A 20,812-nucleotide genomic window follows, 5' to 3' on the forward strand; every position below is an offset into this window, starting at 1 on the left:
TTTGCAAAGTACGCAATGCACTTAAACATAGTCAGACCGCTACCACGACGATGGCGCCGATCACCAGCACGGCACCGGCCGCCATGGACGCTGCATACCAACGCAATTGGCCGGTCTCGCTGCGGCTCAGGGCGGTGTGACCGGCCTTGGCGGCACGCGGGATCAAACCGATGGTCTGGTCGAGCGGGTCTTTGCGCAGCACGTGGCTGATCGCAAGGTAAGGTTTGACGAACAGTTTGTCGTAGATCCAATCGAAGCCCCAGGCGGCGAACCACCAGGCCGACAGGAAGCGACCAATGCCACTGTTGGCCACGGCGGTCACGAAGCGACGCTTGCCGAGGAACAGCAGGGCCGCCAGCAGGATACCGGCGATGGCGATGGCGCCCGAGGCGATTTCCAGGCTGTGCTGGGCTTCGCCGCCGGCATGGCCGACGCTTTGTGGCAACACACCGTGCAGCGGCGGGGTGATCATCGCGCCGACGAAGGTCGACAGGACGATCAGCACCGACAGTGGCAACCAGTGGGAGATGCCGTGGCCTGCGTGCGCTTCGGTCTTGGCTTCACCGTGGAAGGTGATGAAGATCAGGCGGAAGGTGTACAGCGAGGTCATGAACGCACCCACCAGGCCTGCGTACAGCAGGTTCTGGTTACCGCTGGCAAAGGCTTCCCAGAGGATCTCGTCCTTGGAGTAGAAACCGGCAGTCACCAACGGCAGGGCGGCCAGGGCGGCACCACCGACGATGAAGCTGGCGTAGGCCAGTGGCAGTTTCTTCCACAGGCCGCCCATCTTGAAGATGTTCTGCTCGTGGTGGCAGGCCACGATCACCGCACCGGAGGCGAGGAACAGCAGGGCCTTGAAGAACGCGTGGGTCATCAGGTGGAAGATCGCCGCGTCCCAGGCCCCAACGCCCAGGGCCAGGAACATGTAGCCGATCTGGCTCATGGTCGAGTAGGCGAGGATACGCTTGATGTCGGTCTGCACCAGCGCGGCGAAGCCGGCCAGTACCAGGGTCACGCCGCCGACGATGCCCACCAGGTGCAGGATGTCCGGCGCCAGGGTGAACAGGCCGTGGGTACGGGCGATCAGGTAGACACCGGCGGTTACCATGGTGGCGGCGTGGATCAATGCCGATACCGGGGTAGGGCCGGCCATCGCATCCGCCAGCCAGGTTTGCAGCGGCAGTTGCGCAGATTTACCCACGGCGCCGCCCAGCAGCATCAGGGTCGCCAGGGTGATCCAGAAGTCACCGACCTGGAATTTCTGCGGAGCCAGCACCAGCAGTTCCTGGATGTTCAGCGTGCCCACCTGTTGGAACAGGATGAACAGGCCGATGGCCATGAACACGTCGCCGATGCGGGTGACGATAAATGCCTTGAGTGCCGCGTTACCGTTGTTGCGGTTGCTGTAGTAGAAACCGATCAACAGGTACGAGCACAAGCCCACGCCTTCCCAGCCGAAGTACAGGAACAACAGGTTATCGCCCAGCACCAGGAACAGCATGCTGGCGATAAACAGGTTGGTGTACGAGAAGAAGCGCGAGTAACCCGCTTCACCGCGCATGTACCAGGACGCGAACAGGTGGATCAGGAAGCCCACACCCACCACCACGCCGAGCATGGTGATCGACAGGCCGTCGATGTAGAGGGCGAAGTTGGGCTTGAAGCCCTCAACCGCCATCCACTGCCACAGCACCAGGGTGTAGTGGCCGCCTTCAGGCGGGGCCACGTTGAATTGCCAGATGACGTAGGCGGCCACGATGGCCGACAGGCCGATGGAGCCCACGCCGATCAGGGCCGAGAGGTTTTCCGACCAGCGCCCGCGAGAGAACGACAGCAGCAGGAAACCGATCAGGGGGAATACGAAAGTCAGAAAGATCATGTTCATCCGCGCATCTCACTGGCAGCGTCGATATCAAGCGTGTGGAAGCGACGATACAGCTGCAGCAGGATCGCCAGGCCAATACTGGCTTCGGCGGCTGCCAGGCTGATCACCAGGATGAACATCACTTGCCCATCCGGCTGGCCCCAACGCGCGCCTGCCACGATGAATGCCAGTGCCGCGGCGTTCATCATGATTTCCAGGCTCATCAACACGAACAGAATGTTACGGCGAACCATCAGGCCGACCAGGCCAAGGCAGAACAGGATGCCGGCGACCGCCAGACCATGCTCCAAAGGGATAGCAGGCATCGTCATTGCTCCTTGGCTTCGTTGCGGCCCAAGTGGAAGGCAGTGATGGCTGCGGCGAGCAGCAGCATCGAAGCCAGTTCGACCACCAGCAGGTACGGGCCGAACAGGCTGATGCCCACGGCTTTCGCGTCTACGGTGGTGTGGCCGATGGCCTGGCCGCTCTGGTGAGCGAACAGCACATACAGCAGTTCACCCAGCAGCAGGGCTGCGAGGACAACCGGGCCGAGCCAGATGCCGGGCTTGAGCCAGACGCGCTCCTGGGCGACCGAAGCCGGCCCCAGGTTGAGCATCATCACCACAAACACGAACAGCACCATGATGGCGCCGGCGTAGGCGATCACTTCCAGCACACCGGCGAACGGTGCGCCGAGGCTGAAGAAGGTCATGGCCACGGCGATCAGCGAAATGATCAGGTAGAGCAGGGCGTGCACGGGGTTAGTGTTGGTGATCACGCGAAGCGTGGACACCACTGCAATACCCGATGCGAAATAGAAAGCGAATTCCATCTTTCTTCCTTAAGGCAGCAAGCTCTTCACGTTGATCGGCTCGGCTTCGTTTTGTGCGGCGCCTTTTGGCTTACCGGCAACGGCCATACCTGCAACACGATAGAAGTTGTAATCAGGGTTTTTACCGGGACCAGAGATCAAAAGATCTTCTTTCTCGTACACCAGGTCCTGACGTTTGAACTCGGCCATCTCGAAATCCGGGGTGAGCTGGATCGCGGTGGTCGGGCAAGCTTCCTCGCAGAGGCCACAGAAAATGCAGCGCGAGAAGTTGATGCGGAAGAAGTCCGGGTACCAGCGACCGTCTTCGGTTTCAGCTTTCTGCAGGGAAATGCAACCCACCGGGCACGCCACGGCGCACAGGTTGCAGGCTACGCAACGCTCTTCGCCGTCGGGGTCGCGGGTCAGTACGATGCGGCCGCGATAGCGCGGTGGCAGGTACACCGCTTCTTCGGGGTATTGCAGGGTGTCGCGTTTGCGAAAGCCGTGACCGAACACCATCACCAGGCTTCGCAACTGGGTACCGGTACCCTTAACGATGTCGCCAATATATTTGAACATGGGTCAAATCCTCACTGAACCGCGGCAGCGGGCGTGTTCAACAACACGACGGCAGCCGTCACCAGCAAATTGATCAGGGTCAGCGGCAGGCAGAATCTCCAGCTGAAATCCATCACCTGGTCATAACGCGGGCGCGGAATCGAGGCGCGCAGCAGGATGAACAGCATGATGAAGAACGCGGTCTTCAGGAAGAACCAGAAGAAGGCCAACTGCGGCAGGATGCCAAACGGACCGTGCCAGCCGCCGAAGAACAGCGTGACCAGCAGGGCCGAGATCAAGATGATGCCGATGTACTCACCGACGAAGAACATGCCCCACTTCATGCCGGCATATTCAATGTGGTAACCGTCGGCCAGTTCCTGTTCCGCTTCCGGCTGGTCGAAGGGGTGACGGTGAGTCACGGCCACGCCAGCGATGAAGAAGGTGCAGAAGCCGAAGAACTGCGGAATGATGAACCACAGGTTCTGTGCCTGGTACTCGACGATGTCGCGCATGTTGAACGAGCCAACCTGCACCACGATGCCCATCAGTGCCAACCCCATGAACACTTCATAGGATACGGTTTGCGCCGAGGCACGCAAGCTGCCCAGCAGGGCGAACTTGTTGTTGCTCGACCAACCGGCGAACAGCACTGCGTATACCGACAAACCGGCCATGGCGAAGAAGAACAGCAAGCCGATGTTCAGGTCCGCCACGCCCCAGGTCGGGGTGATCGGGATGATCGCGAACGCAATCAGCAAGGCGCTCATGGCCACCACCGGTGCCAAGGTGAAGATCACCTTGTCGGCAAACGGCGGAGTCCAGTCTTCCTTGAAGAACATTTTCAGCATGTCGGCAGCGATCTGGAACATACCGAACGGGCCAACGCGGTTCGGACCGTAACGGTCCTGCCACCAGCCCAGCAGGCGACGTTCGACGAAGCTGAGCAGGGCGCCCGCGACGACCACGGCCAACAGGATCACGATGGCCTTGACCACCGAGATGATCACGTCAATTACTTCCGGCGTGAACCAAGTCATTGCGCTGCCTCCTGCAGACCGTCAACGGTTTTGCCGAAAATGGCAGGCGGAATACCGGCGATGCCTTTAGGCAGTGCAACCAGGCCGGCACCCAGCTCGTCATTGATACGCAGCGGCAGACGCAGGGTCTGGCCGGCCACGTTCAGGCTGAGCAGGGCACCGTCGTTGACGCCCAGGCGGTCGGCTTCGGACTTGGCCACGGACACGTAGGCGGCAGGAATGCGCTCTTGCACCTGCGCGGCTTTGGAAGAAGTTTCTTCGCTGCCGAACAGGTGGAAGAACGGCACGACCTGCCAGGTGCCCGGCGCTGGGTTGAACGGACGCGGTACCGCAGCGAACCAGTTCAGCGAGTCACCACTGGTTTCGATCAGGCGGGTGCCCGGGTCGCCAGCGCGGATATGACCACCGACTTCGTCCTGGAACTTGTTCCAGGCCTGCGGCGAGTTCCAGCCCGGCGACCAGGCAAACGGCACCTGCTGACGCGGTTCGGCCGAACCCGAGTAACCTTCCATGGAGAAGGCGAACGCGGTGTCGTTGTCCTGCGGGGTACGCGGTTCGTGCACGCTGATGTCGGCGCGCATGGCGGTACGACCGGAGTAGCGCAGCGGCTCACGCGCCAGTTTCAGGCCCTTGATGCGGAACGCGGCGGACGGCGCGGCATCGACAATGCGGGCAAGCTGCGGCGCGCTGGCGGCGGTGGCAGCGGTGACGTGGTCGAGCTGGGTCCAGTCGATCGGCTGATTCAGCAGGGTGGCGCGCAGGGCATGCAGCCAGCGCCAGCCTTCGTGCACCAGGATGCTGGCGTCCATGTACTTCGGATCGAACACCTGGAAGAAGCGCTGGGCGCGGCCTTCCTGGCTGACCAGAGTACCGTCGCCTTCGGCGAAGGTGGCGGCTGGCAGTACCAGGTCGGCGCGGTCGCTGGTGGCGGTCTTCTGGTGGTCGGCGACGATCAGCACCTTGGCGGCGTTGAGCGCAGCGTCAACCTTGGCCGCAGCGGTGCGGGTGTACAGGTCGTTTTCCAGTACCACGATGGCGTCGGCGTTGCCGTCGATCACCGCTTGCAGCGCAGCGTCCACGGACTCGCCACCGAGCATGGCCAGGCCCAGACTGTTGGCTTCCGGCACTACCAGGCTGATGGAACCGTTTTTGTCGCGCAGCTTCAGGGCCTTGGCGATGTTGGCAGCGGCTTCGATCAGCGCCTTGGAACCCAACGAGGTACCGGCAATGATCAACGGACGCTTGGCCGCCAGCAGGGCGTCGGCAATGCGCTGGGCCAGTTCGACGGCTTCAGCGTCCAGGCCTTCAACCGCAGGCGCGCTGGCGTCGAGGGCATGGGCCACGGCGAAACCGAGGCGGGCCAGGTCGTCCGGCGCAGCGTGCACGCATTCTTCGGCGATGTCGTCGAGCTTGGTTTCAGCCAGAGAAGCGATAAACAGCGGGTTCAGCGCGTGCTGGCCGATGTTTTTCACGGCCGCGTCGAGCCACGGCTGTACGCGCATGGCGTCGGCCATTTCTTCGGCCTTGCCTTTGACCGATTGACGCAGGGACAGCGCGATACGCGCGGCGGTCTGGGTCAGGTCTTCACCGAGCACGAAGATCGCATCGTGGTCTTCGATGTCGCGCATGTTCGGCACGGGCAGCGGGCTGTCGTTCAGTACTTGCAGGACCAGGCGGATGCGCTCCAGCTCGCCGGCTTCGATACCGCAGTAGAAGTGCTCGGCACCCACCAGCTCGCGCAAGGCGAAGTTGCTTTCGAGGCTGGCACGCGGCGAACCGATACCCACGATAGTGCGGCCGCGCAGCAGGTCGGCGGCTTTATCCAGCGCGGCGTCCAGGCTCAGCTTGGCGCCATCGGCCAGCAGGGGCTGGCGTGGGCGGTCTTCGCGGTTGACGTAGCCATAGCCGAAACGGCCACGGTCGCACAGGAAGTACTGGTTGACCGAACCGTTGAAGCGGTTTTCGATACGACGCAGTTCACCGTAGCGCTCGCCAGGGGAGATGTTGCAACCGCTGGAGCAGCCATGGCAGATGCTCGGCGCGAATTGCATGTCCCACTTACGGTTGTAGCGCTCGGAGTGGGTCTTGTCGGTGAACACACCGGTGGGGCAGACCTCGGTGAGGTTGCCGGAGAACTCGCTCTCGAGCACGCCGTCTTCAACGCGACCGAAGTACACGTTGTCGTGGGCGCCGAACACGCCCAGGTCGGTGCCGCCGGCGTAGTCTTTATAAAAGCGCACGCAGCGGTAGCAGGCGATGCAGCGGTTCATTTCGTGGGAAATGAACGGGCCGAGGTCCTGGTTCTGGTGGGTACGCTTGGTGAAGCGATAACGGCGCTCGTTGTGGCCGGTCATCACCGTCATGTCTTGCAGGTGGCAGTGACCGCCTTCCTCACAGACCGGGCAGTCGTGGGGGTGGTTGGTCATCAGCCACTCGACAACGCTGGCGCGGAACGCCTTGGATTCTTCATCGTCGATGGAGATCCAGGTGTTGTCGGTGGCTGGGGTCATGCAGGACATGACGATACGACCACGGGTGTCGTTCTCGTCGGTGTATTGCTTGACCGCACACTGGCGACAGGCACCGACGCTACCAAGTGCGGGGTGCCAGCAGAAATACGGGATGTCGAGGCCGAGTGACAGACACGCCTGTAACAGGTTGTCCGCCCCATCGACTTCGAGCGCTTTGCCGTCTACGTGGATAGTGGCCATGGTTCAAAGTTCTTCGTTGGCCCGTTGTCAGCGGGCGTGGCTAATGGAATCTTGTTATTCATGTGCATCTACACAGCCTTGAAGGCGTCAGCACATGAGCAGGCGAAGGGCACGGACCCTTCGCCTGTTTAAGCGTTACGCGCCGACTACGATCGGCTTCGCCAGAGGCGGGACGGCGGCGCTGGTGGGCGCGATGCCGGCTTCGAACTCCGAGCGGAAGTATTTGATTGCGCTGCCCAATGGCTCCACGGCGCCCGGTGCGTGAGCACAGAAAGTCTTGCCTGGGCCGAGGAAGCCGACCAGGCCGAGCAGGGTTTCGATGTCACCCTCGCGGCCTTCGCCATTTTCCAGGGCCATCAGCAGCTTGACGCTCCACGGCAGACCGTCGCGGCATGGGGTGCAGAAACCGCACGATTCACGGGCAAAGAACTGCTCCATGTTGCGCAGCAACGAGACCATGTTCACCGTGTTGTCGACTGCCATCGCCAGGCCAGTACCCATCCGGGTACCCACCTTGCCAATGCCGCCGGCATACATCTGTGCATCGAGGTGCTCAGGGAGCAGGAAGCCGGTACCGGCGCCGCCTGGCTGCCAGGCTTTCAAGGTGTAGCCGTCGCGCATGCCGCCGGCGTAGTCCTCGAACAGCTCGCGCGCGGTCACGCCGAACGGCAGCTCCCACAGGCCAGGGTTCTTGACCTTGCCGGAGAAGCCCATGAGCTTGGTGCCCATGTCTTCGCTGCCTTCGCGCGCCAAGGATTTGTACCAGTCCACGCCGTCGGCGATGATCGCCGGCACGTTGCACAGGGTCTCGACGTTGTTCACGCAGGTCGGCTTGCCCCACACGCCCACGGCGGCAGGGAAGGGCGGCTTGGAGCGCGGGTTGGCGCGGCGGCCTTCGAGGGAGTTGATCAGTGCGGTTTCTTCACCGCAGATATAACGCCCCGCGCCGGTGTGCACGAACAGTTCGAAGTCGAAACCGGAACCGAGGATGTTCTTGCCCAGCAAGCCTGCGGCCTTGGCTTCTTCCACGGCACGGTTCAGGTGCTTGGCGGCGGTGGTGTACTCGCCACGCAGGAAGATGTAGCCACGGTAGGTCTTGAGCGCACGGGCACTGATCAGCATGCCTTCGATCAGCAGATGGGGCAGTTGCTCCATCAGCATGCGGTCTTTCCAGGTGTTGGGCTCCATTTCATCCGCGTTGCACAGCAGGTAACGGATGTTGATGGATTCGTCTTTGGGCATCAGGCCCCACTTCACGCCGGTGGGGAAGCCCGCACCGCCGCGGCCCTTGAGGCCGGCGTCCTTCACGGTCTGGGCGATATCGTCCTGGGCCATGTCGGCGAAGGCTTTGCGCGCCGCCGCGTAACCGTTCTTGGCCTGGTACTCGTCGAGCCATACCGGCTCGCCGTCGTCGCGCAGGCGCCAGGTGAGGGGGTGGGTCTCGGCCGAACGCTTGATCAGGTTGGCCGGGCCGAAGGAAGTCAGGGTCATGGGTAGCCCTCGAGCAATTGGGTGACGCCAGCGGGCTGTACGTCACCGAATGTGTCGTCGTCGATCATCAACGCCGGCGCCTTGTCGCAGTTGCCCAGGCAGCATACCGGCAGCAGCGTGAAGCGGCCGTCCGGGGTGGTCTGGCCGAGGCCGATGCCCAGCTTGTTCTGGATCTCGCTGACCACGGACTCATGGCCGCCGATGTAGCAGACCATGCTGTCGCACACACGAATGATGTGGCGGCCCACCGGCTGACGGAAGATCTGGCTGTAGAACGTGGCCACTCCTTCAACGTCGCTGGCGGGGATGCCGAGGATTTCGCCGATGGCGTAGAGGGCGCCGTCGGGCACCCAGCCACGTTCCTTCTGGACGATCTTCAGGGCTTCGATAGACGCCGCGCGCGGGTCTTCGTAGTGATGCAGCTCGTGCTCGATGGCCGAGCGCTCGGTTTCACTCAAGGTGAAACGGTCTGTCTGGATAAGCGTGCTGTTCATGCTTAGCGGTCCACGTCGGCCATAACGAAATCGATACTACCCAGGTACGCAATCAAGTCCGCGACCATCTCGCCTTTGATCACCGAAGGGATCTGCTGCAAGTGGGCAAAGCTTGGGGTACGAATCCGGGTGCGGTAGCTCATGGTGCCGCCATCGCTCGTCAGGTAATAACTGTTGATACCCTTGGTCGCTTCGATCATCTGGAAGGATTCGTTGGCCGGCATGACCGGGCCCCACGAAACCTGCAGGAAGTGCGTGATCAGGGTTTCGATGTGCTGCAGCGTGCGTTCTTTTGGCGGCGGCGTGGTCAGCGGGTGATCCGCCTTGTACGGGCCGGCCGGCATGTTGCGCATGCACTGCTCGATGATCTTCAGGCTCTGGCGCATTTCTTCGACGCGCACGATGCAACGGTCGTAGGCATCGCCATTGGCCGCCAGCGGTACTTCGAACTCGAAGTTCTCGTAGCCGGAGTACGGGCGCGCTTTACGCAGGTCGAAGTCGCAACCGGTGGAGCGCAGGCCGGCACCGGTGACGCCCCATTCCAGGGCCTCTTTGGTGTTGTACTGCGCGACGCCGATGGTGCGGCCTTTGAGGATGCTGTTGTCCAGGGCGGCTTTCTGGTATTCGTCCAGACGCTTGGGCATCCAGTCGATGAATTCCTTGACCAGGCGCTCCCAGCCGTTCGGCAGGTCGTGGGCTACGCCACCGATGCGGTACCAGGCCGGGTGCAGGCGGAAACCGGTGATGGCTTCGATAACCTTGTAGGCACGCTGACGGTCGGTGAAGGTGAAGAACACCGGGGTCATGGCGCCGACGTCCTGGATATAGGTGCCCAGGAACAGCAGGTGGCTGGTGATCCGGAAGAACTCGGCCATCATGATGCGGATGGTGTCGACGCGGTCCGGTACCTTGATGCCGGCGAGCTTCTCGACCGAGAGCACGTACGGCAGGTTGTTCATCACGCCGCCGAGGTAGTCGATACGGTCGGTGTACGGGATGAAGCTGTGCCAGGACTGACGCTCGGCCATCTTCTCGGCGCCACGGTGGTGGTAGCCGATGTCCGGGACGCAGTCGACGATTTCTTCGCCGTCCAGTTGCAGGATGATCCGGAAGGCACCGTGGGCCGAAGGGTGGTTCGGGCCCAGGTTGAGGAACATGTAGTCCTCGTTGGTGCCGGAGCGCTTCATGCCCCAGTCTTCGGGGCGGAAGCGCGCGGCTTCTTCTTCCAGTTGCTGCTTGGCCAGGTTGAGGCTGAACGGGTCGAATTCGGTGGCGCGGGCAGGGAAGTCCTTGCGCAGCGGGTGACCTTCCCAGGTCGGCGGCATCATGATGCGCGTCAGGTGCGGGTGGCCGGGGAAGTCGATACCGAACATGTCCCAGACTTCACGCTCGTACCAGCTGGCGTTCGGCCAGATACCGGTCACGGTCGGGATGCTCAGGTCGCTCTCGCTCAGGGCAACCTTGATCATCACGTCGCTGTTACGTTCCAGCGACATCAGGTGGTAGAACACGGTGAAATCGGCGCCGCTCGGCAGCCCCTGGCGCTTGGTGCGCAGACGCTCGTCCACGCCATGCAGGTCATAGAGCATGACGTACGGCTTGGGCAGGTTGCGCAGGAAGGTCAGGACTTCGACGAGCCTGGCACGCGCCACCCACAGCACCGGCATACCGGTGCGTGTGGCCTGGGCGGTGAAGGCGTCAGGGCCAAAACGGTTATTGAGTTCGACAACCACATCCTGGTCGTCTGCCTTATAAGGCGGGATGTACAGAGCACTGCCTGTAGTCATGGTTTTTTATCGCTTTCGGTCAACGTAAAGAATGAAGCCAGGTTTTCGTTCTATAAAAGAAGCGGGCTGGATCAGACTTCGTCGGGGCTGCGCAGGTTGGTGACTGCGATTCGCTGTTCGCGGCGCTGTTCCTTTTGAGACGGCATCTCGGCGCGATAAACGCCTTGATCACCGACCACCCAGGACAGTGGGCGACGCTCCTTGCCAATCGATTCCTGCAACAGCATCAAGCCTTGCAGGAACGCTTCGGGACGGGGCGGGCAGCCAGGCACGTAGACGTCCACGGGCAGGAACTTGTCCACCCCTTGAACGACCGAGTAGATGTCGTACATGCCACCGGAGTTGGCGCACGAACCCATGGAGATAACCCATTTTGGTTCGAGCATTTGCTCATAGAGACGCTGGATGATCGGCGCCATCTTGATGAAGCAGGTACCGGCGATAACCATGAAATCCGCCTGGCGCGGCGAGGCCCGGATCACTTCGGCGCCAAAGCGCGCGATGTCGTGGGGCGCCGTGAAGGCGGTGGTCATTTCCACGTAGCAGCACGAAAGGCCGAAGTTGTACGGCCACAGGGAGTTTTTACGCCCCCAGTTGACCGCGCCACTCAGCACGTCTTCCAGCTTGCCCATGTAGATGTTTTTGTGGACTTGGTCTTCTAACGGGTCGGAAACGGTTTCCCGTTCGCCGATGGGGTACTGCTCGTTAGGAGCATCCGGGTCGATCCTGGTGAGATTGTATTGCATTGCCAAAGCCTCATTGTTTCAGCTTCGCCTGCCGCTTGCGACGAGCTTCCGGAGCCCAGTCAAGGGCGCCCACTCGGAACAGGTAGACAAGACCTGCCAACAGAATTGCTATGAAAACGAGAGCTTCGACGAATCCGGTCCAGCCGCTTTCGCGGACGGACACAGACCATGCAAAGAGAAAGAGGGCTTCGATATCGAAGATCACGAACAACATCGCGACCAGATAGAATTTGGCTGAGAGCCGCAAGCGGGCGCCACCTGTAGGCAGCATGCCGGATTCGAACGGTTCGTTTTTGCTGCGGCCCCAGGCTTTTGACCCGAGGAGGCTGGACACGCCGAGCATGAAGGCGCAAAGGCCTACAACACCGAGAAGGAAAATGGCAAAGCCCCAGTTGTGGGCCATGAGTCCTGTCGCGTCGGTCATGCTGGAAATCCTTAACAGAGAGCAAAGGTCTCTGAGCTCGAAAAAGTAACGATGCAGTGACGATATGTCGCACTGCAATCAATCGCGGTGATTTTATGGCTAAACACCGGGCAAGTAAAATTCCCAGGGCGAAATTATTCGGTGGAATAAGCACATAGTGCACCTTCTTGGGGCTGTAGCCCTTGTGGTGTGGGCATTAGCGGGCTTTTCATCAATTATGTTTTGTTTAAGCTGTAACGAAGTTTTCAGGTGCCAAATGATAATGAATATTGTTTGCGCGGGGTTTAAGCGAGTGTTTCTCATGTGGCGCGGGAAGTTAGCGTTACTTGCTTGAGTGTCGCTTAGTTGTCGCAACGGCTCTTTTACCCGATTGGGCTTGTGCGGATACCGCTCTGGATCAATGTTTTTAGCAAAAAACTATGGATAGGGTGCGGTCAATGTGGGAGCTGGCTTGCCTGCGATGGCGGCGGATCAGCTGAAACACCTGCCTCTGACCCACCGCCATCGCAGGCAAGCCAGCTCCCACCATTGATTTTCGGTGATTCCCAGGCAAAAAAACGCCCCGAACCAGTCGGGGCGTGATTGTTGCGCGGCACTGCGGTTAGGTCTTCCGTGGGGCCGCAGTGGCCGTGTACGCGGTACTTAGTGGAACTGTTCTTCTTCGGTCGAACCGGTCAGCGCAGTCACGGACGAGGTGCCGCCCTGGATCACGGTGGTCATGTCGTCGAAGTAGCCGGTGCCCACTTCCTGCTGGTGCGCCACAAAGGTGTAGCCTTTGGCGGCGTCAGCGAATTCCTGCTCCTGCAGCTTCACGTAGGCCGTCATGTCGTTGCGGGCGTAGTCGTGCGCCAGGTTGAACATGCTGTGCCACATGTTGTGGATACCCGCCAGGGTAATGAACTGGTGCTTGTAGCCCATGGCCGACAGTTCGCGCTGGAACTTGGCGATGGTCGCGTCATCCAGGTTCTTCTTCCAGTTGAAGGAAGGCGAGCAGTTGTAGGACAGCAGTTGGTCCGGGTATTCCTTCTTGATCGCTTCGGCAAAGCGGCGTGCTTCGTCCAGGTCCGGCTTGGCGGTTTCGCACCAGATCAGGTCGGCGTACGGGGCGTAGGCCAGGCCGCGGGCGATGGCCTGGTCGAGACCGGCGCGCACTTTATAGAAGCCTTCCTGGGTGCGTTCGCCGGTGACGAACGGCTGGTCGTACGGGTCGCAGTCCGAGGTCAGCAGGTCTGCTGCGTTAGCGTCGGTACGCGCCAGGATGATGGTCGGCGTACCGGCCACGTCAGCAGCCAGGCGAGCAGCGGTCAGCTTCTGTACGGCTTCCTGGGTCGGTACCAGTACCTTGCCGCCCATGTGGCCGCATTTTTTCACCGAAGCCAACTGGTCTTCGAAGTGCACGCCGGCAGCGCCTGCCTCGATCATGCTCTTCATCAGTTCGTAGGCGTTGAGTACGCCGCCGAAACCGGCTTCGGCGTCGGCCACGATTGGCGCGAAGTAGTCGATGTAGCCTTCATCGCCCGGGTTCTTGCCGGCTTTCCATTGGATCTGGTCGGCACGACGGAACGAATTGTTGATGCGCTTGACCACGGTTGGCACCGAGTCCACCGGGTACAGCGATTGGTCGGGGTACATGGATTCAGCGGAGTTGTTGTCCGCTGCCACTTGCCAGCCGGACAGGTAGATCGCCTGGATACCGGCTTTTACCTGCTGGACTGCCTGGCCGCCAGTGAGGGCGCCCATGCAGTTGACGAAATCTTTGTCGGGACGGAAGGACGGCTTGGCACCTTGGGTGACCAGGTTCCACAGCTTCTCGGCGCCGAGTTTTGCAAAGGTGTGCTCAGGTTGAACCGAGCCACGCAGGCGGACGACGTCAGCAGCGGAATAAGCGCGGGTTACGCCTTTCCAGCGTGGGTTTTCAGCCCAGTCTTTTTCAAGGGCTGCAATTTGCTGTTCGCGTGTCAGTGCCATGGGGAAAAACCTCGTCGCGTCTTGTTTGAAGTATCCGTTTGCCAGCCCGGCATTCGTTGCCTGGGTAGGGTTGCTCGCTGACCAGAAGCTTTGGTGTTCAAGTCAAATCTGACGGAGGGAGGCGACGGGATGAACGATGGGGCTCAAAGGGGGAGTTGAGCAGGTAAGGGCAAACTGCGAACGGTCTTCGGGCGTCGTGGGCCTTTGTACGATCCATCAGTGTGTAGCCGGGTTACCTGGTTAGCTTCCGTCCCTCGGGACAACTTCGTTCCAGTCGCAACCAACGTCAAACACACCTTGTGGGCGGTACAGACACGAATCGGCTCAGGTGGGTAGCTTAGAGCGACGATCCGAAGGCCCTTGCCAGGGCCTCTGATTAGCGGGAGCGAGGCCATCATGCCCATGCTTTTTTGGCTCGTCAAATGTTTTGTAGTGCTTTTTTTCAAGCACTACATCTTTAGTCTAATGCGACTTGCCAGTCAGTTTTCGGTGCTTCAGTTCAGGGTGTCGACCTTGACCCGTAAAGTCAGGTCGTCGCGGCCCTGAGTAGAGTAGCTGCGGGTTGTAGAGGATTTGTCCGCCTGTGTTTCACGATTGATGCCGGCCAGGGGGATCCACTCGCCCAGGCGGCCGCTGACCGTTGTGTCGGTGCTTTGCGCGTTCACTACATCGGGACGTTCCTGGCTCATCCGGTCACGGTTGGTACTGATGGCCAGGTGCACGGTTTCGCCAGTGACGCTGGCGGTCACGTAAAAGCCTTGGGTGACGTTGCGATACTGGGTCTGGTTTTGCAGGCGGCCATAGCTGTCCTGCTGCGTGGTGGTCAGCGGCACGCTCTGGCCGACCTGTATGAGCGCGGGCACGCCTTCGCTGGCCTGAATCTGCTGCACGCCACCGTCGCGGCTGGCAGTGCCGTAGCTGATGATGCGGGTCTGGCCGTCGCCGCTGTTCTGCTGGTTGTTCTCGTTGGTGTCGACGGTGATCAGCAAGCGTTTGGCCGGGGTGTCCAATTGGCCGAGCAGTGCGCGCAAGCCCTCGATCTTGGCGGGCTCGGCGTTAACGATAAGCTGGTTGCCGTAGGCGCTGACGGTGCCGTCCTTGCCGATGAAGTTTTGCGCGACCGGCAACAGGTCGGCACTGGTACGGTTGTTCAGGTTGACGACTTCGGTGGCGGCCATGGCGCAAGCGCTGACGGTCATCAGGAGGGCGGTGAGCAGGGTGCGTAGGGACATGTCCGTTATCTCTGCGAGTCATTTGCTTGATAGTGCCAGTTTGTCGGCCTGGCAGGGTGCAAGTTGAATCGTAGACGGCAAAATGCCCTGGCAGGCAGGGCATTTAGGGTGTTGCTGAGATAGTCTTCGCGAGCAAGCCCGCTCCCACATTTGACCGAGTACATCCTTTGGAATGCGGTTGAATGTGGGAGCGGGCTTGCTCGCGAAGGGCGCGACTGGGTCTCGAATCAGCCCCCGCGCACCATATCCACATGCGGAATCCCGACTTCAAGAAACTCATCGCTGACAATCTTGAAACCCAGCCGCTCATAGAACGGCGCCGCATACACCTGCGCACTCAGGAACTGCCGGGTCTGGCCACGTTGCTCGGCCACACCAATCACCGTTTCCATCAGCTTGTCGCCGACTTTCAGCCCGCGCCAGTCCTTGAGCACCGATACACGGCCAATCTCGCCGCTGGGCAGCAGTCGAGCAGTGCCAATCGGGAAATCGCCTTCGAATGCCAGAAAATGCACCGCATCGGCATCGTCCGCGTCCCACTCCAGTTCAGGCGGGACCGATTGTTCGGCGATAAATACCGCTTCACGAATGCGCCGAATCTCGTCGATATCCTTTCGCCAGTCCGCGACACTTACGTGAATTTTATTCATCCGCGAACCCCAGGCTGCCTTGCTTGACCAGTTCGCACAGCAGGTCGCGACCGTCTTCGTCGGCCAGCCACTCGCCCAGGTTTTCGCTGTGCAGTGCATCGGCCGAGCACACCAGCTTCAACAATTCACGCAGTTTGCCCGGCAGGTAACGGCTCTGGCCGCTGGCGAACAGCAGTACGTCGTCGTCCACTTCGGACCAGGCCAGGCGCGCGCTCGGGTTGCGCACCAGGATCGCGCCGTCTTGCAGGCTGTTGATGAAGTCTTCTTCGCCCAACTCTTCGCCGGCTACCAGTTCCGGGTAGCGTGGTTCGGTCATGAACTGGCCGAACCAGGTCAGCAGCATGCGCTCATCGCTCATGTGCTCGGCGAGCAGGCCCTTGAGGCGGTCCAGTGCGTCGCCCTGGATCTGGTGCGGGTCGCTGACTGGCTGGGCGTCGGCGTCGGTGTAGCGCTCTTCGTCGGTCAGGTACTGGCTGAGGAAGTCGGTGAAGTGGGTCAGCACTTCAGCGGCGCTCGGTGCACGGAAACCTACGGAATAGGTCATGCAGTCGTCTTCAGCAATACCGAAATGCGCCAGGCGCGGCGGCAGGTAGAGCATGTCGCCCGGTTCCAGCACCCATTCGGCGCTTTCTTCGAATTCGGCGAGGATGCGCAGGTCTGCGTGTTGCAGCAATGGGCTTTCGGAATTGCACATCTGGCCGATCTTCCAGTTGCGCTTGCCTTGGGCTTGCAGCAGGAACACATCGTAGTTATCGAAATGCGGACCGACGCTGCCACCCGGTGCGGCGAAGCTGATCATCACATCATCGATGCGCCAGCTCGGTAGGAAGCGGAAGTGCTCCAGCAGCTCAGCCACTTCCGGCACGAACTGGTCGACCGCCTGCACCAGCAGGGTCCACTCGCGCTCGGGCAGGGTGCTGAAAGCGTCTTCGGCGAACGGGCCGCGGCGCAGTTCCCACGGGCGCTCGCCGTGTTCGATCACCAGGCGCGACTCGACTTCTTCTTCCAGGGCCAGGCCTGCCAGTTCGTCGGCGTCGATCGGGCTTTCGAAGTCAGGGATGGCCTGGCGGATCAGCAGCGGTTTTTTCTGCCAGTAGTCGCGCAGGAATTCCCGTGCCGTGATGCCGCCCAGAAGTTGAAGAGGGATATCAGGATTCATGTGTAACCTATTGAAAAAAAGCACTTTTAAGACAGGAATAAAAACGCCCGGCGCGGCCGGGCGTCTCAAAGGAGCTTGCTTGGATCAGATGCGCTTGGCTTGCTCTACAGCGTTGCCGATGTAGGTGGCCGGGGTGAGCAGTTTCAGCTCGGCCTTGGCCGCGGCTGGCATGTCCAGGCCGTCGATGAAAGTTTGCAGCGCCTCAGGGCTGATACCCTTGCCGCGCGTCAATTCTTTCAGCTTCTCGTAGGGGTTTTCGATGTTGTAGCGGCGCATCACGGTCTGGATCGGCTCGGCCAGTACTTCCCAGCACGCGTCCAGGTCAGCGGCAATCTTCTGCTCGTTGAGCTCCAGCTTGCTGATGCCTTTGAGGCTGGCTTCGTACGCGATCACACTGTGGGCAAAGCCCACGCCGAGGTTGCGCAGTACGGTGGAGTCGGTCAGGTCGCGCTGCCAGCGGGAGATTGGCAACTTGCTGGCCAGGTGCTGGAACAGGGCGTTGGCGATACCCAGGTTGCCTTCGGAGTTCTCGAAGTCGATCGGGTTGACCTTGTGCGGCATGGTCGAAGAACCGATTTCGCCGGCAATGGTGCGCTGCTTGAAGTAGCCCAGGGAGATGTAGCCCCAGATATCGCGATCGAAGTCGATCAGGATGGTGTTGAAGCGTGCAATCGCGTCGAACAGTTCGGCGATGTAGTCGTGCGGTTCGATCTGCGTGGTGTAGGGGTTGAAGCCCAGGCCCAGCTCGTCTTCGATGAAAGCGCGGGCGTTGGCTTCCCAGTCGATCTCAGGGTAGGCCGACAGGTGGGCGTTGTAGTTGCCTACGGCGCCGTTGATCTTGCCCAGCAATGGCACGGCGGCGACTTGGGCGATCTGGCGCTCCAGGCGGTACACCACGTTGGCCAGTTCTTTGCCCAGGGTCGTCGGCGAGGCCGGCTGGCCGTGGGTGCGCGACAGCATCGGCACGGCAGCGAAACGGATCGCCAGCTCGCGGATGGCTTCGGCGGTCTGGCGCATCAGCGGCAGCATCACGTCATCACGGCCTTCACGCAGCATCAGGGCGTGGGACAGGTTGTTGATGTCCTCGCTGGTGCAGGCAAAGTGGATGAACTCGCTGACCTGAGCCAGTTCCGGCAGTTGGGCTGCTTGCTCTTTGAGCAGGTACTCGATGGCTTTTACATCGTGGTTGGTGGTGCGCTCGATCTCTTTCACACGCTCGGCGTGCTCCAGGGAGAAGTTTTCCGCCAGGGTGTTCAATACAGCGTTGGCCTCGGCGGAAAACGCCGGCACTTCGCTGATGGCGCGGTGACTGGCCAGGCGCTGGAGCCAGCGCACTTCAACCAAGACACGGGCACGGATCAGGCCGTACTCGCTGAAAATAGGGCGCAGGGCCTGGGTTTTGCCGGCGTAGCGGCCGTCAACAGGGGAAACCGCAGTGAGCGAAGAGAGCTGCATGGGGTGTTCTCGGACAGTCGGGCAACGAAATGGGGCGCGTATCATACATGAAAAAATCCGCCGGTCCGTCGCCAACTGACCGGCGTATTACGCGTAATGGCTTGAAAACAGCCTGTTGGTGCGACTTATTCGTTGCGCATCAACGGGTAAAGCTCTTTGAGCAATTTGCGCCGGCTGATCACCAACTGCCAGCGATGACCGCCCAGCTGGCGCCATAGGCGTGCCGAACGAATACCGGCCAGGAGCAGGGCACGGATTTTTGACGCGTTGTTGGGTTGCTGCAGGTTGCGCATGTCGCCGTGCACCTGGATGCGCTGGCGCAGGGTGCTCAAGGTGTCCTGGTACAGCGCACCACAGGCTGCGATCACGTTTTCGTGGGCTGGGCCGAAGTGTTCTACCTGGGACTGGATCTGCGGCAGGCGCTTGCCGATGGTGTCCAGCAGGTCGTCGCGCTTGGCCAACTGGCGCTCAAGGCCAAGCATCGACAGGGCGTAGCGCAACGGTTCACGCTGCAAGGTGCTAGGGTCGCGCTCCAGGGCGCCGATCAGGGCGCGATAGCCTTCGCGCAGGGCCAGGTCGTCGCCGCCATAAACCTCAAGGGTGTCCTTGGGGTCGCGGATCAGCAGGCTGCCGAGCATGCAGGTCAGGCCGGCTTCCGTGACCTGGCCGGTCTTGGCGATCTTGTCCACCAGCACGGCGGCCAGAAATACCCCGCCAAGGGCCGTCAATTGCTCCTGGGTCGGGCTCATGCCGGGTGGCTCCAGGCTTGCGCGACTTCAATCACGCCGCCGCCCAGGCAAATTTCGCCGTCATAGAACACCACGGACTGGCCAGGGGTGACCGCGCGTTGCGGGTCATCGAAGGTGGCGCGGTAGCCGGTGGCGGTCTTTTCCAGGGTGCAGGGCTGGTCGCTCTGGCGATAACGCACTTTGGCGGTCAGGCGGCGCGGGCTGCTCAAGTCGATAGGGTTGACCCAATAAATTTCGGAAGCGAGCAGGGCGCCGGAGAACAGTAGCGGATGCTCGTTGCCCTGGCCGACCACCAGCACATTGTTTTCCAGGTCCTTGATCAGCACGTACCAAGGCTCTTCACCGGCGTCTTTCAAGCCGCCGATGCCCAGGCCCTGGCGCTGGCCGATGGTGTGGTACATCAGGCCGTGGTGGCGGCCGATCACTTCACCTTCGGTGGTCTTGATTTCACCCGGCTGCGCCGGCAGGTACTGCTTGAGGAAGTCGCTGAAGCGGCGCTCGCCGATAAAGCAGATCCCGGTGGAGTCTTTCTTCTTGGCGGTGGCCAGGCCGTGTTTCTCGGCGATCCTGCGTACTTCGGGCTTTTCCAGTTCGCCGACCGGGAATAGAGTCTTGGCGATCTGTTCGCCGCCCACGGCGTGCAGGAAGTAGCTCTGGTCTTTGTTCGGGTCCAGGCCCTTGAGTAGTTCGGTGCGGCCATCGATATCGCGACGGCGCACGTAGTGGCCGGTAGCTATCAGGTCGGCGCCGAGCATCATGGCGTAGTCGAGGAAGGCCTTGAACTTGATTTCGCGGTTACACAGGATGTCCGGGTTCGGCGTGCGGCCGGCCTTGTATTCGGCCAGGAAGTGCTCGAACACGTTGTCCCAGTACTCGGCGGCGAAGTTGGCGGTGTGCAGCTTGATACCGATCTTGTCGCACACGGCCTGAGCGTCCGCGAGGTCGTCCATGGCGGTGCAGTATTCGGTTCCATCGTCTTCTTCCCAGTTCTTCATGAACAGGCCTTCCACCTCATAACCCTGCTCCATGAGCAGAACGGCGGAAACGGAAGAGTCCACGCCGCCGGACATGCCGACGATGACGCGCTTCTTTTGTGTGTCAGAAGGGGCTGTATCACGCATAGGGTTTCAACGGGTGTCTTGAAAAAGGACGCGATTCTAGCAGGCCTGGGCCCGCAAGGCTAAAGAGAAGGGCGGATCAATTCGAGACTGTGGCGCTGGCCGGCCAGGTAATCATCGATGCAGCGGATAATCAGCTCGCTGCGCCAGTCGTCGCGCACCGCCATCAGCTCGTCACGGGTCAACCAGCGGGCGCGCAGGATGCCTTCGTCGAGCTGATACTCCGGGTGGTGTCTCAGGGATTTGGCGATAAAGCAGACGCGTTGATAGGTCACGCCATTGCTGGGTGCGGTGTACAGGTAGATGCCGACGATGCCGGTGGCTTCCACGTCCCAGCCGGTTTCTTCCAGCGTTTCGCGCACGGCGGCTTCGGTCAGGGTTTCGTTCGGGTCCAGATGGCCGGCGGGCTGGTTGAGCACGGCGCGGCCGCCCTTGAGTTCCTCAACCATCAGGAACTTGCCGTTGTCTTCGACGATGGTGGCGACGGTGATGTGGGGGAGCCAGGTCATTGCAAGCCTCGGTATCGGGAAGGTGACTCGGTCAATGTGGGAGCTG

General features: G+C 61.0%; 19 protein-coding genes. All 19 read right to left on the minus strand.

Annotation, left to right across the window (positions count from 1 at the left end):
• Positions 1-31: 31 nt before the first annotated feature.
• Complete coding sequence (nuoL, locus tag A7K61_RS12840; protein ID WP_044274602.1) at positions 32-1,885, minus strand: NADH-quinone oxidoreductase subunit L; 1,854 nt, start codon at positions 1,883-1,885, stop codon at positions 32-34.
• Positions 1,882-2,190: an NADH-quinone oxidoreductase subunit NuoK gene (gene nuoK / locus A7K61_RS12845; protein WP_003174727.1), complete on the minus strand. Its 309-nt coding sequence runs from the start codon at positions 2,188-2,190 to the stop codon at positions 1,882-1,884. Before nuoK ends, nuoL begins: the two co-directional genes overlap by 4 nt.
• 2 nt (positions 2,191-2,192) lie before the next feature.
• Positions 2,193-2,696: an NADH-quinone oxidoreductase subunit J gene (gene nuoJ, locus A7K61_RS12850; RefSeq protein ID WP_003174726.1), complete on the minus strand. Its 504-nt coding sequence runs from the start codon at positions 2,694-2,696 to the stop codon at positions 2,193-2,195.
• Between the two features lie 9 nt (positions 2,697-2,705).
• The gene (nuoI, locus tag A7K61_RS12855; RefSeq protein WP_003174725.1) at positions 2,706-3,254 is read right to left on the minus strand and encodes an NADH-quinone oxidoreductase subunit NuoI; all 549 of its coding nucleotides are present in this window, start codon (positions 3,252-3,254) and stop codon (positions 2,706-2,708) included.
• 11 nt (positions 3,255-3,265) lie between these two features.
• Positions 3,266-4,273, minus strand: a complete 1,008-nt coding sequence (nuoH, locus tag A7K61_RS12860; protein WP_003174724.1) for an NADH-quinone oxidoreductase subunit NuoH — start codon at positions 4,271-4,273, stop codon at positions 3,266-3,268.
• On the minus strand, positions 4,270-6,984 hold the full coding sequence (gene nuoG, locus A7K61_RS12865; RefSeq protein ID WP_069557702.1) for an NADH-quinone oxidoreductase subunit NuoG: 2,715 nt from the start codon (positions 6,982-6,984) through the stop codon (positions 4,270-4,272). The genes nuoH and nuoG overlap by 4 nt, the downstream gene beginning before the upstream one ends.
• A gap of 135 nt (positions 6,985-7,119) precedes the next feature.
• Positions 7,120-8,475 carry an NADH-quinone oxidoreductase subunit NuoF gene (gene nuoF, locus A7K61_RS12870; RefSeq protein WP_069557703.1) on the minus strand — a complete coding sequence of 452 codons (1,356 nt, stop codon included), beginning with the start codon at positions 8,473-8,475 and terminating at the stop codon, positions 7,120-7,122.
• Positions 8,472-8,969: an NADH-quinone oxidoreductase subunit NuoE gene (nuoE, locus tag A7K61_RS12875; protein ID WP_003174721.1), complete on the minus strand. Its 498-nt coding sequence runs from the start codon at positions 8,967-8,969 to the stop codon at positions 8,472-8,474. Before nuoE ends, nuoF begins: the two co-directional genes overlap by 4 nt.
• 2 nt (positions 8,970-8,971) lie before the next feature.
• Complete coding sequence (gene nuoC / locus A7K61_RS12880; RefSeq protein WP_003192111.1) at positions 8,972-10,756, minus strand: NADH-quinone oxidoreductase subunit C/D; 1,785 nt, start codon at positions 10,754-10,756, stop codon at positions 8,972-8,974.
• A gap of 71 nt (positions 10,757-10,827) precedes the next feature.
• Positions 10,828-11,502, minus strand: a complete 675-nt coding sequence (locus A7K61_RS12885) for an NADH-quinone oxidoreductase subunit B family protein (RefSeq protein ID WP_003174719.1) — start codon at positions 11,500-11,502, stop codon at positions 10,828-10,830.
• A 10-nt stretch (positions 11,503-11,512) separates the two neighbouring features.
• Positions 11,513-11,926, minus strand: coding sequence for an NADH-quinone oxidoreductase subunit A (locus tag A7K61_RS12890; RefSeq protein ID WP_003192109.1), 414 nt, complete (start codon positions 11,924-11,926; stop codon positions 11,513-11,515).
• A 642-nt stretch (positions 11,927-12,568) separates the two neighbouring features.
• Positions 12,569-13,894: an isocitrate lyase gene (gene aceA, locus A7K61_RS12895; RefSeq protein ID WP_003174717.1), complete on the minus strand. Its 1,326-nt coding sequence runs from the start codon at positions 13,892-13,894 to the stop codon at positions 12,569-12,571.
• Positions 13,895-14,388: 494 nt separating this feature from the next.
• On the minus strand, positions 14,389-15,126 hold the full coding sequence (locus A7K61_RS12900; RefSeq protein ID WP_069557704.1) for a secretin N-terminal domain-containing protein: 738 nt from the start codon (positions 15,124-15,126) through the stop codon (positions 14,389-14,391).
• 227 nt (positions 15,127-15,353) lie between these two features.
• Entirely contained in the window at positions 15,354-15,776 is a 423-nt protein-coding gene (locus tag A7K61_RS12905) for a GNAT family N-acetyltransferase (RefSeq protein WP_044274599.1), read from the minus strand.
• Positions 15,769-16,935: a cupin domain-containing protein gene (locus A7K61_RS12910; RefSeq protein WP_014718907.1), complete on the minus strand. Its 1,167-nt coding sequence runs from the start codon at positions 16,933-16,935 to the stop codon at positions 15,769-15,771. Before A7K61_RS12910 ends, A7K61_RS12905 begins: the two co-directional genes overlap by 8 nt.
• Positions 16,936-17,019: 84 nt before the next feature.
• Positions 17,020-18,390, minus strand: a complete 1,371-nt coding sequence (gene purB, locus A7K61_RS12915; RefSeq protein WP_069557705.1) for an adenylosuccinate lyase — start codon at positions 18,388-18,390, stop codon at positions 17,020-17,022.
• Between the two features lie 125 nt (positions 18,391-18,515).
• Positions 18,516-19,139, minus strand: coding sequence for a high frequency lysogenization protein HflD (gene hflD / locus A7K61_RS12920; protein WP_003192101.1), 624 nt, complete (start codon positions 19,137-19,139; stop codon positions 18,516-18,518).
• On the minus strand, positions 19,136-20,260 hold the full coding sequence (mnmA, locus tag A7K61_RS12925; RefSeq protein ID WP_069557706.1) for a tRNA 2-thiouridine(34) synthase MnmA: 1,125 nt from the start codon (positions 20,258-20,260) through the stop codon (positions 19,136-19,138). The genes hflD and mnmA overlap by 4 nt, the downstream gene beginning before the upstream one ends.
• Before the next feature lie 59 nt (positions 20,261-20,319).
• Positions 20,320-20,766: an NUDIX hydrolase gene (locus tag A7K61_RS12930; protein ID WP_069557707.1), complete on the minus strand. Its 447-nt coding sequence runs from the start codon at positions 20,764-20,766 to the stop codon at positions 20,320-20,322.
• Positions 20,767-20,812 lie beyond the last annotated feature (46 nt).

This window comes from Pseudomonas sp. AP42 (genome assembly GCF_001728935.1).
Taxonomy (GTDB): domain Bacteria; phylum Pseudomonadota; class Gammaproteobacteria; order Pseudomonadales; family Pseudomonadaceae; genus Aquipseudomonas; species Aquipseudomonas lactis.